The sequence below is a fragment of the Acidihalobacter aeolianus genome, assembly GCF_001753165.1.
GTDB lineage: Bacteria > Pseudomonadota > Gammaproteobacteria > DSM-5130 > Acidihalobacteraceae > Acidihalobacter > Acidihalobacter aeolianus.
Genome location: NZ_CP017448.1, coordinates 2,394,458 through 2,410,221 on the forward strand (window position 1 = coordinate 2,394,458; position 15,764 = coordinate 2,410,221).

A 15,764-nucleotide genomic window follows, 5' to 3' on the forward strand; every position below is an offset into this window, starting at 1 on the left:
CATGGCCCCGGCTCGACCCAAGAAACGGCTTTTCGTACTCGACACCAACGTGCTGATGCACGATCCCAGTTCGCTGTTCCGCTTCCAGGAACATGACATCTACCTGCCAATGGTCGTGCTGGAGGAACTGGACCGGGCCAAGAAAGGCGTTTCCGAGGTCGCGCGCAACGTACGCCAGGTCAGCCGGTTTCTGGACGACATCATGGCGCAGGGCGACGCGAGCGCGATCAGCGAGGGGCTACGCCTGAACAGCGCACTGCTTGAGCACAGCAGCGAACTGGCGGCCAGTGGGCGGCTGTTCTTCCAGACCCATACCCTGCCCGCCGTTTTGCCCGAGACCCTGCCCGGCAACAGTCCGGACAACACCATCCTAGCCACCGCCCTGGCGCTGCAGAACGGCGGCAACCACAGCCGCGTGACCCTGGTGTCCAAGGACATCAATCTGCGCATCAAGGCCAGCGTGGTCGGCGTGCACGCCGAGGACTATCACAACGATCAGGTCCTCGACGACGTCAACCTGCTGTACAGCGGCATGAGCGAACTCCCGCATGACTTCTGGGAAAACCACAGCAGGAACATGGATTCCTGGCAGGAAAACGGCCGCACCTTCTACCGCGTCAGCGGACCACTGACGGAGGGGTGGTACCCCAACGAATGCCTGCGTCAGGAGGGCGACACCGGCTTTTCCGCCCTGGTGCGGGAGGTTGCCCCAGACCACGCGCTGATCGAGACCGCTGCCGACTACGGCAGTTCGCGCCATGGCGTGTGGGGCATCCATGCGCGCAACCCGGAACAGAATTTCGCCCTCAATCTGCTGCTCGACCCGGAGGTGGATTTCGTCACTCTAGTGGGGGCCGCAGGTACCGGCAAGACCCTGCTCACCCTCGCTGCAGGGCTCGTGCAAACCCTCGAGGAAAATCGCTACAAGGAAATCATCATGACCCGCGTCACCGTGCCGGTGGGCGAGGACATCGGTTTCCTGCCTGGCACCGAAGAGGAAAAGATGACGCCTTGGATGGGTGCCTTGATGGACAACCTGGAAGTCCTCACCAAGACCGAGTCGGGCGGAGACTGGGGACGCGAGGCGACCAACGACCTGCTACGCAACCGGATCAAGATCCGCTCGCTCAATTTCATGCGCGGGCGCACCTTCCTCAACCGCTTCATCATCATCGACGAGGCACAGAACCTCACGTCGAAGCAAATGAAGACCCTGGTGACGCGTGCCGGACCGGGCACCAAGGTCGTCTGCCTCGGCAACGTGGCGCAGATCGACACCCCATACCTGACGGAAACCACCTCGGGCCTGACCTACGTCGTCGACCGCTTCAAGGGTTGGCCTCACAGCGGCCACATCATCCTCAAACGCGGCGAACGTTCACGCCTCGCCGATTACGCCTCCGACGTGCTCTGACCTGCCGCACACTCAGGGCGGCGGTGCGGCCGCATCGGCCCGCCGCACCGCCCCGACCCAGGCATGCAGCACGGCTTGCACCAGGGTCGCCAGCGGAATGGCAAAAAACACACCCCAGACGCCCCACAGCCCGCCGAACAGCAATACCGCCGCGATGATCGCGACCGGATGCAGATTGACCATCTCCGAAAACAGCAGGGGCACCAGCAAATTGCCGTCGATGAACTGGATCACGGCGTAGGCGCCCACCGCGTAGACAAATTCGCTGCCCAGCCCCCACTGCACATAGGCCACGAAGATGACCGGCAGGGTGACCACCGCCGCTCCCACGTAGGGGATGATCACCGACAGCCCCACCAACACCGCCAGCAGCAGCGCATAGTGCATGCCCAGCAGCGCGAAGGCGACATATGTGGCAAGCCACACCACGACGATCTCGACCAGCTTGCCGCGCACATAGCCCACGATCTTCAGATTGACCTCACGCCAGACCTCGGTGGCGAGCGCCTGCTGCTGTGGCAGCAGCCCGCGCGCCCAGTTGAGCAGCAAAGCCTTGTCCTTGAGCATGAAAAATACCAGGAGTGGCACCAGCACGAGGTAGATGCTCAGGGTGATGAGCCCCAGCACGGAAGCCAGGGAAAGGCTCAGCACGTGCTGCCCCACACCGCCCAGGGCATGTTGCAGTTCGCCCATCATAGTCTTGATCTGGGCGTCGGTGACGAAATGCGGGTAACGCTGGGGCAGCATCTGCAGCGCTTCCTGGCCCTGCGCGATCATGTGCGGGAGTTCGCGCAGAAACTCCGTCACCTGGCGCGACAACAGCGGTGCGATACCCACCAGCATCAGCGCGACCACGGTCATGAACGCCAGGAACACGATCCAGACGGCGGGGGACCTCGGCAGCCCCAGACGAACGAGACGCAGCACCACGCCTTCGAGCACGAAGGCGATCACCAGAGCGGCGATCAGAGGGGCCAGCAGGTGCCCGATCAGCAACACGACCGCCGCACCGGCGACGATCAGCAGGATCAGGCTAACGATCTGTGGATCGGAGAAGTAGCGTGTGAACCAGGCGCGCAGCAGGGCGATCATTCAGAGGCGTCTTCGCGCCGGGCCTCCACATATTCGCGATAGTGCGTTTCGAAGAGCACTTCCAGCTCGTCAATCACCTCGACCGCCGCCCGCCCCTGCATGACATGCTGGGCCATCAGGGAAGACGTCTGATTAAGCATTTTCGCCTTGTCGAGCATCGGATAGGTTGCCGACAGGCGACGCACCGCCTTGACCACCGACTCCTTTTCTGGGCGTGTATGCGGCACGGGATCCTGTTCCGGCTCGGGTTGCTTAGGCGCTTTGGCGGCGAGAAACTCGGCGAATTCGAGCAGCGTTTTCCGTTCCGCCTCGGGAAGCGCCTCGAAAAAGGCGAGCAGGCGCTTGCCCGCCGCTGCCTTCTTGTTCATCGGCAGAGCCGGCACGACCTCACTCCACCTTCAGGGTGAATACGGGAGCCTTGTGACGCGCTCGCATCAACCCCAGAGCCTTGACCAGCGCAACCACCACCGCATCGGTCGTTTCCTGCATCTGCCCCCATTCCATGCGCGCCTCACCCAGCAGGTCCGGAAGATTCGGCGCGGGATCGTGCCCCTCCTCCATGAGAATGTCCTCGATCATGCCCGGCTTCACCTCGGGGCGGAACAACATGCCGTAGGTCAACCGGTCGGGGCGGATTGCCAGCCAGCGGCCATCATCACCGACCAACACGGGCTCGATCCCGTCGGGCAAATCGACGCTGCCATGGTAGAGCGCCAGCACCCGACGCCCGTCCATCGCCTCGGCCAGTTCGTCGCCTTCGCCCGCGGCCGTCTTGCGCGCAGTCACGAACGTGGCCGTATACGCAGGATCGGCGCGCCCGATACCACCCGCCGCCTCGGCCACCAGCAGACCGCCGAGGCCGAAGCCCACCACCGGGCGGCCAACCTTCTGGAACAGGTGGATCAGATTGAGCACCTCGTTGCGATAGGGCAGCGCCTCCTCGTCCAGGGTGGACGAGGCGCCACCGAGCACAAACAGACCGTCGAACTGACCCACGCTGGGCGGCAGTCCCTGCCCGAGGAACGGGCGGTAATAGTCGAAGCCGATATCGCGCTTCTCGAGTTGCTTTTCGATCAGTCCGAGAAATTCAGAGTAGGTGTTCTGGACGACCGCGTAGTTCTGCATGCTTCCTCCTACGTACGTCTGTGAACGCCGATCAGTTCTTGGGTTGACCGTCCTCGGCATGCTCCTCGCAGTAATGGCGCGCGAAGTTGAGCAGCTCTTCCATGGCACGCAAGCGGAATTTCTGCCGCTGCCGCACGAAGGAGAACGGTCTGCACAGCGGGGGATCGAGCGGTACCGCCTTCAGGCGGCCGAGTTCGATTTCCTTGGCCAGGCTGGTGCGCGACAGGATGCTCACACCCATGCCCGCTTCCACCGCCCCCTTGATGGATTCCGATCTGCCCAGTTCCAGGCACTCATTCAGGCTGTTGCGATCCAGACCCTGCTCGTCGAGGTACTCCATGATGACCTCGCGCGTGCCGGATCCCTCCTCACGGCAGATGAAGGGATAGCTGAAAAACGTCTTGGCCGCAACCGACGACTGGTCGGCCAGGGGGTGACCCGGCTGCACGACAGCCACCAGTTCGTCTTCACGACAGATTTCCACAACCAGATTCTTGTTGGCCACCGGCGCTTCGACCACGCCTAGATCGATGATGTTATTTTCGACCATGGACACGATTCCTTCTGTGTTGGAAACACGCAGGCGCAGGTTTACATCGGGATGCTCTGCCTTGAAGGTGCCCAGCAGAGCTGGCAGCATGTACTCGGCGATCGTGGTCGACGCACCCACGGTCAGCGCGCCGCTGATATCACCGGTCAACTCCTTGATGGCATTATCCAGTTCGGTGTAAAGCTCGAAGATCCGCTCGCTGAACTGGTAGGCTATCTGTCCCGCTTCGGTCAGACTGACCCGATTGTGCGTGCGGTCGAAGAGCCGTGTATTGAAGTGATCTTCCAACTGGCGGATCTGAAACGTCACCGCTGGTTGTGTCATGTGTAGGGTGTCAGCCGCCTTGGTAAAGCTCAGCAGCTTGGCGACGGTATAGAAAACCTGAAGTCTGCGATCAGCCACGGTATCGAATAAATCCTCAAGGGGATCGGCGTGTAAGTCGGTGCATACTAGCAGCCCGCACGCGCTCGGGAAACTGAAAACGCGTCGTATTATCCACAACCTGTCGAGATCGCGACAAACGGTCGCAGTGAGCCGAACAATGCATGAGGCATGGAAAAAGCTGGACCTGGAAGGCGAGGGATTACAAACCCTGAACGTGCGTTACAACCGCGCCATGCGGCGCACGTCCACGGCCTTCCCGCTGATGCTCGGCTTCCCCCTTGGCCTGCACCGCTGGTACCTCCGCGAACCGGTGGGCGCCATCGCCTACCCGCTGCTGTGCCTGTCCGCGCTGTGGTCCGGCTGGCGTTTCGGCGTCATCGCGGGGATCTCCGTGGGCGCCGTCGTGCTGGCGTTTCTGGTCTTCGACCTGTTCTGGGTACCTCGTCACTGTGTGGCGTTCAACAAGGCCCTGCGCATGCGTCAGTTCCTGCAGCCGGGTCAGGCACCGCCGCCGGGTTACCGAGGGCGCTACGTCGACGAGGGCCTGGAGGACTACCTGCAAATCAAGGCGGGTGAGCGAGCGGGCCATCAACCGATGTCCGGGAACGCGCCGACACCGGCAGAAAGCTCGGCCAGCGCCAGCACACCGCCCTCGTTCAACGAGCAGGAAGCCATGCTGCGCGAGCTGATGCGAACCCGCAAGGAACACCGCGACACGGACTGAAGCGCCGTCCCAGTCCTCAGGCAGCGCGTGAATCCTCGCGCCGCTGCCAAAGGTAATACATCAGAGGAATCACGATCAGGGTGAGCAGCGTGGACGCCAGGGTTCCGAAGATCAGCGAGACCGCCAAGCCGCCGAACACCGGATCACTGACCATCACTGAAGAACCGAAGATGATCGCCAGCGCGGTCAATAGGATCGGGCGGAAACGGATCGCCCCCGCCTCGACAACCGCCTCGACGAGTGGATAGCCACGCTTGCGGTACTCCAGGATGAAGTCGATCAACAGCAACGAATTGCGCACCACGATACCGGCCAGCGCAATGAACCCAATCATCGAAGTTGCGTTGAAGGGCATATTGAACAGCCAATGCCCCGGGAAGATACCGACCAGAGTCAGCGGGATCGCGCCCATCACAATGATCGGTAGGGCGAACGACTGGTAGTAGGCCACCAGCAGCAGATAGATGAACACCAAGGCGACGATGAAGGCCGCGCCCAGGTCTCGGAACACATCCAGGGTCAGGCGCATGTCACCACCCCACAGCAGCTGATAGTGAGTCACGTCATGCGGCTGTGCGTCTACGAAACCGAGATTGGCCGTGCTCAGTTTCACCCCGTTAGCCAGCGTAGCGCCATCCAGCAGCTTGTTCAGGGTCAGCGTCGCGTAGATCGGGCTCGCGTTCAGCATATCGCCCATGACATAGACCACCGGGTGCTGATCGCGATCCAGGATCGGTTTGGCCAAACTGGAAGGTTCGATACGAACAAGACTACCCACAGGCACCGGATGCCCCTGTGCGTTAGTGATCTGCAGGTCACGCACCTGCTGAATCCATGAGCGGTCGGCCCGCTTGAGTCGGAGAATCAGGGTTACCGGTTCAGGCGAGTGTTTGAGACGCAAGGTGCCCACGTCGATGCCCGCAATGTAGTCGTGGATCAGCTTCGCCACAGCGGCAGGAGCAACACCGGCCAGCATGGCCTTGCGCTGATCGACATGTACGACATATTCGGGTGCGTTCGCCGAAACCGAATCGTCGACGTTGATCATGCCGTAGACCTTTTCGAAGTCCTGCTTCACCAATGCGGCGGTCTGACGGAGGGTCGCGTAGTTCGGTCCGTAAAGCTCAGCGAGCACCTGCGAGCGCACCGGCGGCCCAGGCGGGGTCATGAACAACTTGATTCGGCTCAAAGGAAACGCCTGGCGCACCTGGGCCATAGCCTTCCATATTTCGGTGGCGACCACGCTGGTGTGCGGGCGATCATGGCGGCCTACGAGGTTCACTGTGATCTGCGCCAGATTGCTCCCCTTGCGCAGCGCGTCACCGCGTACCATGCCGGCGAAACTCAACGGCCCGGTGCGCCCCAAATAGGTCTGGTAGTGACGCACATAGCGGTTGGCTGAGAGCACCTCTCCGACCGACTGCGCGACCCGCCCAGTCTCGGCCAGGGCAGTTCCCGCCGGTGTATCGATCTCCACAACGAAGGTACTGACGTTGCCGTCAGGCAGCATCTGTAAACTGACCCCCAGCGGGCTGAGTGGGCCATTCATGCCCGACGGGCGGATAAACTGCCAGGCCGGCATTAGCATCGAGAGAATTAGCAGCAAAATCACCACGGAGAAAAACACTGTTCGCTTGCGCCCACTGGCGAGCAGAGGACGAATTACAGCGACGTAACTGCGATGGAGCCAGTCTCGCGAGGAATGTCCGGCATCTTCCAGATCGGCCTGACGTGCCAGTGAGGCCATCGCCTTGCCGCGGAGCCAGCGATAAGCCACCCAAGGCACCACGATATAGGCCAGTATCAGCGAAGCGACCATCGCCACCGGAACATTGATCGGTATCGGGCGCATGAAAGGGCCCATCATGCCACTGACGAAGGCCATGGGGATGAAGGCAAGGATCACCGCCACGGTGGCGATATTGGTGGGGTTACCGATCTCGTTGGTCGCACGTATCAGCATGTTGCCGTAATCGCGGCAGTCACTGTGATGCAGATGGCGATGGATGTTCTCGATCACCACGATGGCCGCATCGACCAGCAGTCCCAACGACAGGATCAGGGCGAATAGCGATATCCGGTTGATCGTCTGGCCGATCACGTAGCCTACGCCGAGCACCACGAACAGCGTCAGCGGCACCGTCAGGGTCACGATCACCGCCTCACGCCAGCCGAGGAAGAACAGCAGGATGAATGCCACCACGATGATGGCGACCACCAGATGCTCCATGAGGGTATTGACGGCATCGTTCGCGCGGCGTCCGTAATCGCGACTGACGCTGACATGCACGCCCTCTGGAATCATCTCGCGCTCCAGCCGATGCAACTTGTTCAGCACCGCCTGAGACACGGTCACGGCATTGGCCCCGGCGCGCTTGCCGATGGCGAGCGTAACCGCAGGCACCGCATTGGCCAGACCATGCACCTTGCCGGCATCGGCGGCACCATAAGCCTCGGTCACGAACTGATCATGGCTACGCGCGCCGTAATGGACCTTGGCTACGTCCTTGAGGTAAATGGGTTTGCCGTGCGCCTGGCCCACCACAATGTCGCCCAGACCGCTCACGCTGGCAAAGGCGCCATCCACCCGCAGATCGATCTGTTGGTTGCTGTTGACCAAATGACCAGCGGGCATAACGACATTGGATGCCCGCAGCATCTTGATGACCTGATCCAGACTGACACCTGACGCCGCCAGACGACCGGGTTCGATGTGGATGTTCACGGCCGGGCGCTGGCCGCCAATGACGCTGCTGACACCCACGTCCGGCACGCTGCGCAATTGCTGCAGCACACGTTCGCCGAGTTCACGCAAGCCCACCTCGCCGAGCTTGTCGGAACTCAGCGTCACAGCCAGCACCGGGACGTCATTGATTCCAATACTCTTGACCAGTGGCTGACGCGTACCCGGTGGCAGGCTGTCCATATTGCGCATCAGCTGGTTGTACAGCAGCAGCAGGCTGCGCTCCTCGTTGGCACCGACCTGGAACTGCACCGTGACCACGCCGAGATCGTTGACCGCATAGCCGTAGGTGTGATTTACGCCCTTCAGGCCGGCCATCAACGCCTCGAGCGGCCTGACGACATGATTCTCGATCTCGTCGGGACTGCGCCCCGGGCTCATCACCAGGATCGATGCGGCGGGCACCACGATTTCAGGGTTGTACAGACGCGGCGTCACCATGATCGCCAGCGTCCCGAACAAGGTCAGGGCCAGCATAATCAGGGCAGTGATCTTCGACTCCAGAAAGCCGTGCGCCAATCGCCCGGCAAGATTGAGCTTATTCTCCGGCTGAGCGCTCATGTTTTACCCTTCCGCGCTGACGCGATCGCCGTTGTCCAGCTGTTCCTGCGCCGAAATCACGACCCGGTCTCCACTGACCAGGCCCGCCATGATCTCGACGTCGCCACCGACGGACTCACCCGGACGCACCATGCGGAAATGCGCCACGCCATGCGCATCGACCACGAATACGCCGTCGATTCCGCCACGCCGCTGTACCGCGGCAGCCGGAACGAGAATACCGCTGTGTTGACCCACGATGATGCGCACGCGAACGTAGTCGCCGGGTTGCACTTGGCTAGCTGCAGGCAGGGCCAGTTTCACCGTATGCGTATGCGTCATCGGATCCGCGGAGGACACCAAACGCTCGACGGTCGCCTGTAGCGTCAACGGCGCCGCGCCCAGACCGCCCACTTCGACCGCCACTCGCTGCCCCAGCTTGAGATGATCGTAGGCCTGCCCGCTGACCTGGGTCACCACCTGCAGATGCGCTGCCCCCTCCAACGTCAACAACGGCTGACCGGGTGCTGCCAGCTGTCCATCGCTGACCTGTTTGCCAACCACCGTACCGGCAAAAGGCGCTCGCACCTCGGCATAATGCAGCTGGGTACGTGCGCTGGCCAGGGCAGCACGTGCCGCCTGGACGTTCCCCCGCGCGACCTGATAAGCCAGGTGCATGCGCTCATACTGCTGCGCGGGAACCGCCTGCTGTTCGTAGAGTGACTTGTAACGCTTCTGGTTGGCGGCGGCATCGGCCAGCGCCGCCTCGGCCTTGGCCAGATTCGCCTTGGCCTGTGCAATACCGTTCCTGACGTCGCTCGGATCGATGGTCAATAGCAGCTCGCCGGCACGCACATGCTGTCCATCGTGCACCCGCAACCCCTGCACATAGCCCATCAGCCGCGAGGCAACCACAACGTGGTCGGCAGAGGTCACCGAGCCGGGAAAATCCGCATAGGCAGGCAAACTGCGCATGGCCACCGTCTCGACTCGAGCCGACACTGCAGCCTCAGACGCGATGTGCGCACTCGAGCCCTGCTCCTTACCGCCACAGCCAGCCAGCAGACCCAGCGCCAGCAAAGGTACCACCCTCGAAATCCATTTACCTGATTGCATCAACATGTTTGTCGCTTCCAAAGTCATGAATATCGTCGGGTCAAGGTGTATCCAGTGGTACGGCACGTAGCGCGGAAAGGTGCAACTGCCCGGTCGCCAGCATCAGCGAAGCGCCCGCCATCACCTCCTGATAGCGCGCAGCCACCAATTGGCTACGGGCCTGATCAAGTGCGGCCTGCGCGGACAGCAGGTCGGCGATCGTGGATACACCCTTTTCGTAGCGCAGTCTTGCCAGCCGTTCGGCCTCGCTCGCCTCCGCAACACCCAACTTACGCGCGGCCACCCGCTCTCCCGCCAGATGCACCGCGCGCCACGACTTGTCCACAGCCAGCTCCGTACTTTCGCGCGCCTGTCGGGCCTCCGCACGGCGCTCCATTACCTGTGCCTCGGCTGTATCCAGGGCACCACTACGAGCGCCGAAATCGAAAATGTTCCAGCTCAACACGCCAGCGATAGTGTATGAAGGCCTGCCCCCGTCGAGCGACGGACTGTTCCATTCGCGGCTGATCTGGATATTGAAGTGCGGCAAGTAACTGGCTCGCGCCATGCTCACACCCGCCTGTGCCGCCTCGACCTGGAACAGGCGCGCACGCACCCCAGGATTGGCCGCCGCACCCTGTCGACGGAGCTCTGCGAGCCCCATGCGGGGCAATATGGCACTGATTGTCTGCGTGATTTGCAAAGGGGTCCCGGGCGGCAATCCGATCAGCATCCGCAGCTCGGCCCGCCGATCTGCCAGCGCGTTGCGCGCCTCCTCCCCTTGCAGGCGCGCATTGGTAAGGTTGAGTTCTGCACGCAGAAGATCACTTTTGGAAACGACGCCCTGTGCGAACAGATGCTGGCTGATTTTCACGTAAGCCTTGGCGGCGTTAATCGCCTTGCCCGCGACACCCACGAAGGACTGTGCACTATTCACGCCCTCATAGGCGCTCAGGACCTCATAAATCATGTGCTGTCGGGCAGCCTGGTCACCTTGTCGCGCTGCCGCAAGGTAGGCACGCGCCTGGGACAGACCACCCCAGATTTGGCCCCCGTTATAGACCGGAACCTGCAGTGAAAGCTTGGGCTGGTAGTTGCGATACCAATCCGGGTTGTCGAGATTGTTCGGTGTGACTCCCAGGGTCTGTGGACCCAGAAACTGGTTAGCACCGAAATCGTTGAACGTCGCCTTGCCCTGGGAGAGCTTCATCCCGAAGACGTTAAGCGGATTATCGCTGCCCATGCCGGTAAATGAAGCGCTCAGGCTCGGCAGTAAATGACCTCGCGCCTGACGGACACCACCCCGTGCCTCAGCGATCTGCGCTTGTGCTTTCAGCATCTCGGGAGTCTGCGCCAGAGCCATATTGACGGCTTTCGCGAAACTGATCCTGTTTCCCGCGATATTGTCCCCGGCGGCCATTACCGGCTGCCCCACAACGACGGCGAGCAGGAGCGCAACCAATGCACCCTTCCAGCAATCGGTAGGACAAACCATCATCTGCACGTGCATGCTCCTTTGCTCAACTGTCAGCCCTGCCTGCGCGCTATACGCTACCCAATCCGTATATTAGAAAACAGTAATAATCTAATAGTCAACCTACCAATCCATACTCGAATATTTTCCAGTTTATTCTCGATTGACATGTTGTCACGTACTAAAGCTTCGCGCTCAAACTTAAAGATGAACGACGTCGCTCACGACCATATTCGTTGTATTGAACGCAACATGACAGGATGCATGTAAGCGAACCAAGATATATTCAAGAATTATCCTTAACTCATCCCCCCATCACAGCTATCAATTAGTAACTGGCCATGGAATTATGTGAGTTCTAAGAAAGGATATCGGCAGTTTCGAAGGCATATGCAGCACCATCGCGTACAATGAGCCGTTTTCTTAGGGTTGGATAGGATGATTTGCTACACTTAAACCAATTCCCGTTACAGGAACTATCATGAGGCTGAAAGCATGCATAGTCAGTCTAGCCGCAGCGTTGGCATTTGGTTCCACTCTTCCTGCTGCCGCTGACGCTTACAAATGGCTCGACGGCAACGGTGTTACCCATTACAGCCAACTGCCGCCGCTTAAAGGTCCGTATACCGTAGTCAAGACTCAAAGCGGCGATTCGATATCGGACTCACCATCTGCAGCCACAGGCAGCACCACCCAAACACCTGAAGACACGTCACAAAATGGCCCTAAACGGGTCGATCGCAATGAGATCCCTGATCTTAAGCAACGCTGCCAAATTGCCAGGAAGGACGTGACAACGCTGCAGATGCCCGTTCGCATCCGCATCGTCAAGCCTGACGGCAGTGTAAGGTGGATGAGCGATGCCCAACGCACACAACACCTGAAGGAAGCCAAATCCTTCATTGCTCAATACTGCTCCTAATTAAAGTTGATCCATGCCACTCCTCAGCATAGAGATCAATCGCTCTCTTGAGGCGTCCGGGGTTGAAGCCCTGCTGACCGAGTCTTCCGCGCTGGTCGCTGGGCTGTTGGGCAAGCCGGAGTCGTACATGATGGTCAGGCATCAATACAACCCCGACCTGCGTTTCGGTGGACAGGAGGGGCCGGCCGCCCATCTGGAATTGCACAGCATCGGACTACCCGATGCCATGACGCAGGACCTGAGCCAGGCCCTGTGCAAGCTGATCGAACGTCATGCGGGCATTCCTGGCAGCCGAACCTACATCCTGTTCGAGAATGTACCCGGGCAGCTTTGGGGACACGACGGCACTACCTTCTAGGCTCGGATTCCCGGCAAAATACTCGCCACGCAGCCACTGCTGCGAGATTGCCTCCTCTTCACTCACGAAAGCGAACACCACGACCCATGCGCGTATCCAAATTCCCGCTCACGACCCTCAAGGAAGTGCCCGCCGAGGCCGAGATCACCAGCCACCAGCTCATGCTCAGGGCGGGCCTCATCCGCCGTCTCGCCTCGGGCCTGTACACATGGATGCCCCTGGGCCTGCGCATCCTGCGCAAGGTCGAGCGCGTGGTCCGCGAGGAAATGGATGCCGCAGGCGCGCTGGAATTGCTCATGCCCTGCGTCCAGCCGGCCGATCTCTGGCAAGAGTCCGCGCGCTGGGAAAAGTACGGTCCGGAACTGCTGCGGCTCAAGGACCGCCATCAGCGGGAGTTCTGCTTCGGCCCGACGCACGAAGAGGTGATCACCGACATCGCGCGCCGCGAGCTGCGTAGCTACAAGCAACTGCCGCTGAACTTTTACCAGATTCAGACCAAGTTCCGCGACGAGATCCGGCCGCGTTTCGGCGTGATGCGGGCACGCGAATTCGTGATGAAAGATGCCTATTCCTTCCACCTGGACGACGCCTCGCTGGATGAGACCTACCAGCGCATGTACGCGGCCTACACCAATATCTTCACCCGCCTGGGTCTGGATTTCCGCGCCGTCGCCGCGGACACCGGTTCGATCGGGGGCAATGCCTCGCACGAGTTCCATGTCCTCGCCGACGCCGGCGAGGACGCGATCGCGTTTTCCGACACCAGCGACTATGCCGCCAACGTCGAGTTGGCCGAAGGCGCAGTGCCGACCGAGACCCGGCCCGCGCCGGCCGAGACCCTGCGTGAGGTGGATACGCCCGACGCCAGAACCATTCAGGATCTGGTCGCACAGTTCGAGCTGCCGGTCGAACGCACGCTCAAGACCCTGATCGTGCATGCCAGCGAGGCCCGCGGCGGTGGACTGATCGCACTGATCCTGCGTGGCGACCATCAGCTCAACGCGATCAAGGCCGAGAAGCTGCCCGAGGTGACAGTGCCGCTGCAATTCGCTGACGAGGCCGAGATTCGCAACGCCATCGGCGCCGGCCCCGGCTCGCTCGGCCCGGTCGGACTGCCCATCCCCTGTGTGGTCGACCGCGCCGCCGCTGCAGTCGCAGATTTCGCAGCCGGCGCCAACATCGACGGCCGGCACTACTTCGGCATCAACTGGGAACGCGATGTGCCGCTGGGCACGGTCGCCGACCTGCGCAACGTCGAAGCAGGCGATCCCAGTCCCGATGGTCAGGGACGGCTGCGCATCGTCCGCGGCATCGAGGTCGGTCATATCTTCAAGCTAGGGCGGACCTACAGCGAACGCATGAACGCCACCGTGCTCGATGAGAACGGCCAGCCCCAGGTCATGGCCATGGGTTGCTATGGCATTGGCGTGTCGCGCATCGTCGGCGCCGCCATCGAGCAGAACCACGACGACCGCGGCATTGTCTGGCCGCAACCGATCGCTCCCTTCGAGGTCGCCATCGCGCCCATCGGGCTGCACAAGTCGGCTCGCCTGCGCGAGGCGGTGGAGGCGCTCTACGTGCAGCTGACCGAGGCCGGCTTCGAGGTCCTGCTGGACGACCGCGATGTACGTCCCGGCGTGATGTTCGCTGACCTCGAACTCATCGGCATCCCGCATCGCCTCGTGCTCGGCGAGCGCGCTCTCGATGCCGGCGAGATCGAATACAAGGGTCGCCGCGACGACGCTCCGAGCCAGATACCGATGGACCGACTGGTCGAATTCCTGCGCGGAAACGCCTGAGACGCGTCAGAAGCGGATTTCGAACCCGTCCAGACCCTCCTCGCAGGCCGCCTCGAGCATTTTCAGATCGTCCACGCGGGCAACCGGCGGCCCTTGGTGCAACCACGCATCGAGGGCCGCAATTGCAACCTGCGATCCGCAGGCATACACCTCCACCCGACCGTCAGCGAGATTGCGCGCATAGCCGATCAACCCCAGCGCATGCGCTTCGCTGCGGGTCGCGGCACGGAACGATACCCCCTGAACGCGCCCCGCAACCCACCAACGACGGCAGACGGTCATGCATCCCCCTCGCGAACCGAGGGCCTAGTAGTGTCCCCGCCTGCCGCGGACTGTGCTGCAAGCAACGCCCCCAGGGAGATATCGAGAGCGGGCTTCAAACCGGACTCCGCCTCAGCCAGCAAGACGTCCATCCGTTCGTCTAGTGCCTCGCAATCCTTACCATGCGGCCCACTCGGACGCAGCGAGAAATCGCCGCGAGTGTAAAACTCATACAGGTTCAACGCCTGCAGATCCCGCACTAGCAGCCAGTCCGCACCGACCTGCCTGGCAATCTTGAGATCGGCGAGGTGCTCGAGCATGGTTTCGACCTGCGGCTGGGTGAACACGGGCTCGCCGGTCGCCAGCTGGTGCAGACCCACACCTCTGCCCTGCCTTTGCCCCTCGCCCAGCCGGGCGATCAAACGCACGGCCAGCCGCAGCGAGCGACGGGCGGTTTCGTCATCCATTCGGGCACGGTGGCAGTCGAGCGTCAGGCAAGCGGTGACCTCGGCACCCAGCAACACGATGAGCCACGACAGGTAGATCCAGATCAGGAAGATCGGCACCGCGGAAAAGGCGCCATAGATCAATTCATAATTCTTGAAGTGCGACACATAGAAGGAAAACCCACGCTTGCTCGCCTCGAACAAAAGCGCCGTGAAGACGCCACCCACCAGGGCATGTTTCAGACTGACCCGGGTCCTCGGCACGAGAACGAACAATAGCGTGAAGGTGAGTGTTTCGAGAAACAGCGACAGCGCATGCAAGGCAAGCCAGTCGTCGTCCGGTGACGTGCCCATCAAGGCACGGTACTTCGCGAACACGTAGGAGGTCACGGCAAAACCGGTGCCGAAAAGCAGCGGCCCCAGGGTCAGCAGGGTCCAGTAGACGATGAACACGACCAACGTATCGCGATGCCGACGGGTCCGCCAGATGGCGTTCAGGGCCATGTCGACGGTGGACAGTGTAAGCACCGCGGTCACCAGCAGCCACAATGAACCCACCAGGGTCAGACGCGAGGCTTTCTCGCTGAACTGCACCAGGTAATGCTGCACCAACTCCCCAGATGTCGGTACCAACTGGCTGACCAGCAGGTGCCGCAAATCCGAAGTCATGTCACGGAAGGCCGGAAACAGACTGAGCACGCCGAACAGCACCGTGATCAACGGCACCAGCGACAGAAGGGTGGTGAAGGTCAGGCTGCCCGCTGTACGGAAACAACCATCCAGAACGAAGCGCTTGCCCGTCGCGAATATGAAATCAACCAGGCCAAGCATGCGCGG

13 protein-coding genes and 2 pseudogenes are annotated in these 15,764 nt (G+C 61.3%); 6 read left to right on the forward strand and 9 right to left on the reverse strand.

Annotated features, from left to right (window positions below; genetic code table 11):
* Position 1: 1 nt before the first annotated feature.
* Together BJI67_RS18295 and BJI67_RS18300 are read left to right on the forward strand one after the other, a co-directional pair.
* Positions 2-653 (forward strand): annotated as a pseudogene (locus BJI67_RS18295) (PIN domain-containing protein); the annotation flags it as partial.
* A gap of 179 nt (positions 654-832) precedes the next feature.
* Positions 833-1,414, forward strand: a pseudogene (locus tag BJI67_RS18300) (PhoH family protein); the annotation flags it as partial.
* Positions 1,415-1,426: 12 nt separating this feature from the next.
* Here BJI67_RS18300 and BJI67_RS10995 read toward each other — a convergent pair.
* Genes BJI67_RS10995 through BJI67_RS11010 form a run of 4 tightly spaced genes read right to left on the reverse strand, consistent with a single transcriptional unit; the run spans position 1,427 to position 4,583 of the window.
* Positions 1,427-2,506: an AI-2E family transporter gene (locus BJI67_RS10995; RefSeq protein ID WP_070073068.1), complete on the reverse strand. Its 1,080-nt coding sequence runs from the start codon at positions 2,504-2,506 to the stop codon at positions 1,427-1,429.
* Positions 2,503-2,889, reverse strand: a complete 387-nt coding sequence (locus tag BJI67_RS11000; protein WP_231940845.1) for a Crp/Fnr family transcriptional regulator — start codon at positions 2,887-2,889, stop codon at positions 2,503-2,505. The genes BJI67_RS10995 and BJI67_RS11000 overlap by 4 nt, the downstream gene beginning before the upstream one ends.
* A gap of 4 nt (positions 2,890-2,893) precedes the next feature.
* On the reverse strand, positions 2,894-3,631 hold the full coding sequence (locus tag BJI67_RS11005; protein WP_070073069.1) for a type 1 glutamine amidotransferase: 738 nt from the start codon (positions 3,629-3,631) through the stop codon (positions 2,894-2,896).
* Between the two features lie 31 nt (positions 3,632-3,662).
* Positions 3,663-4,583: a LysR family transcriptional regulator gene (locus BJI67_RS11010; RefSeq protein WP_070073070.1), complete on the reverse strand. Its 921-nt coding sequence runs from the start codon at positions 4,581-4,583 to the stop codon at positions 3,663-3,665.
* Positions 4,584-4,722: 139 nt separating this feature from the next.
* On the opposite strand from BJI67_RS11010, the gene BJI67_RS11015 reads away from it, so the two are divergent.
* Positions 4,723-5,289 (forward strand): hypothetical protein, encoded by a 567-nt coding sequence (locus BJI67_RS11015; RefSeq protein WP_070073071.1) that lies wholly within the window; start codon positions 4,723-4,725, stop codon positions 5,287-5,289.
* Between the two features lie 16 nt (positions 5,290-5,305).
* Here the strand turns inward: BJI67_RS11015 and BJI67_RS11020 are convergent, their stop codons facing one another.
* The 3 genes from BJI67_RS11020 to BJI67_RS11030 are packed head-to-tail and all read right to left on the reverse strand — an operon-like array spanning position 5,306 to position 11,177.
* Positions 5,306-8,593, reverse strand: coding sequence for an efflux RND transporter permease subunit (locus BJI67_RS11020; RefSeq protein WP_070073072.1), 3,288 nt, complete (start codon positions 8,591-8,593; stop codon positions 5,306-5,308).
* Between the two features lie 3 nt (positions 8,594-8,596).
* A complete protein-coding gene (locus BJI67_RS11025) occupies positions 8,597-9,694 on the reverse strand; it encodes an efflux RND transporter periplasmic adaptor subunit (RefSeq protein ID WP_197513041.1) in 1,098 nt (365 codons plus the stop codon).
* A gap of 34 nt (positions 9,695-9,728) precedes the next feature.
* Entirely contained in the window at positions 9,729-11,177 is a 1,449-nt protein-coding gene (locus tag BJI67_RS11030) for a TolC family protein (RefSeq protein WP_083250826.1), read from the reverse strand.
* 445 nt (positions 11,178-11,622) lie between these two features.
* On the opposite strand from BJI67_RS11030, the gene BJI67_RS16965 reads away from it, so the two are divergent.
* From BJI67_RS16965 to BJI67_RS11040, 3 genes are all read left to right on the forward strand, one after another.
* On the forward strand, positions 11,623-12,063 hold the full coding sequence (locus BJI67_RS16965) for a DUF4124 domain-containing protein (protein WP_083250827.1): 441 nt from the start codon (positions 11,623-11,625) through the stop codon (positions 12,061-12,063).
* Positions 12,064-12,076: 13 nt separating this feature from the next.
* A complete protein-coding gene (locus BJI67_RS11035; RefSeq protein ID WP_070073073.1) occupies positions 12,077-12,421 on the forward strand; it encodes a phenylpyruvate tautomerase MIF-related protein in 345 nt (114 codons plus the stop codon).
* A gap of 86 nt (positions 12,422-12,507) precedes the next feature.
* On the forward strand, positions 12,508-14,220 hold the full coding sequence (locus BJI67_RS11040) for a proline--tRNA ligase (protein WP_070073074.1): 1,713 nt from the start codon (positions 12,508-12,510) through the stop codon (positions 14,218-14,220).
* Positions 14,221-14,226: 6 nt separating this feature from the next.
* Here BJI67_RS11040 and yccX read toward each other — a convergent pair whose 3' ends face one another.
* Both yccX and BJI67_RS11050 read right to left on the reverse strand, forming a co-directional pair.
* Positions 14,227-14,502 (reverse strand): acylphosphatase, encoded by a 276-nt coding sequence (gene yccX, locus BJI67_RS11045; protein ID WP_070073075.1) that lies wholly within the window; start codon positions 14,500-14,502, stop codon positions 14,227-14,229.
* Entirely contained in the window at positions 14,499-15,758 is a 1,260-nt protein-coding gene (locus BJI67_RS11050; RefSeq protein ID WP_070073076.1) for a YihY family inner membrane protein, read from the reverse strand. Before BJI67_RS11050 ends, yccX begins: the two co-directional genes overlap by 4 nt.
* Positions 15,759-15,764 lie beyond the last annotated feature (6 nt).

Bases quoted from the DNA above. Each gene is read 5' to 3' on its own strand.
- BJI67_RS11025 (WP_197513041.1), bottom strand. From the start codon at position 9,694: ATGTTGATGCAATCAGGTAAATGGATTTCGAGGGTGGTACCTTTGCTG.
- BJI67_RS11015 (WP_070073071.1), top strand. From the start codon at position 4,723: ATGCATGAGGCATGGAAAAAGCTGGACCTGGAAGGCGAGGGATTACAA.
- BJI67_RS16965 (WP_083250827.1), top strand. From the start codon at position 11,623: ATGAGGCTGAAAGCATGCATAGTCAGTCTAGCCGCAGCGTTGGCATTT.
- BJI67_RS11050 (WP_070073076.1), bottom strand. From the start codon at position 15,758: ATGCTTGGCCTGGTTGATTTCATATTCGCGACGGGCAAGCGCTTCGTT.
- BJI67_RS10995 (WP_070073068.1), bottom strand. From the start codon at position 2,506: ATGATCGCCCTGCTGCGCGCCTGGTTCACACGCTACTTCTCCGATCCA.
- BJI67_RS11035 (WP_070073073.1), top strand. From the start codon at position 12,077: ATGCCACTCCTCAGCATAGAGATCAATCGCTCTCTTGAGGCGTCCGGG.
- BJI67_RS11005 (WP_070073069.1), bottom strand. From the start codon at position 3,631: ATGCAGAACTACGCGGTCGTCCAGAACACCTACTCTGAATTTCTCGGA.
- BJI67_RS11030 (WP_083250826.1), bottom strand. From the start codon at position 11,177: ATGCACGTGCAGATGATGGTTTGTCCTACCGATTGCTGGAAGGGTGCA.
- yccX (WP_070073075.1), bottom strand. From the start codon at position 14,502: ATGACCGTCTGCCGTCGTTGGTGGGTTGCGGGGCGCGTTCAGGGGGTA.
- BJI67_RS11020 (WP_070073072.1), bottom strand. From the start codon at position 8,593: ATGAGCGCTCAGCCGGAGAATAAGCTCAATCTTGCCGGGCGATTGGCG.
- BJI67_RS11040 (WP_070073074.1), top strand. From the start codon at position 12,508: ATGCGCGTATCCAAATTCCCGCTCACGACCCTCAAGGAAGTGCCCGCC.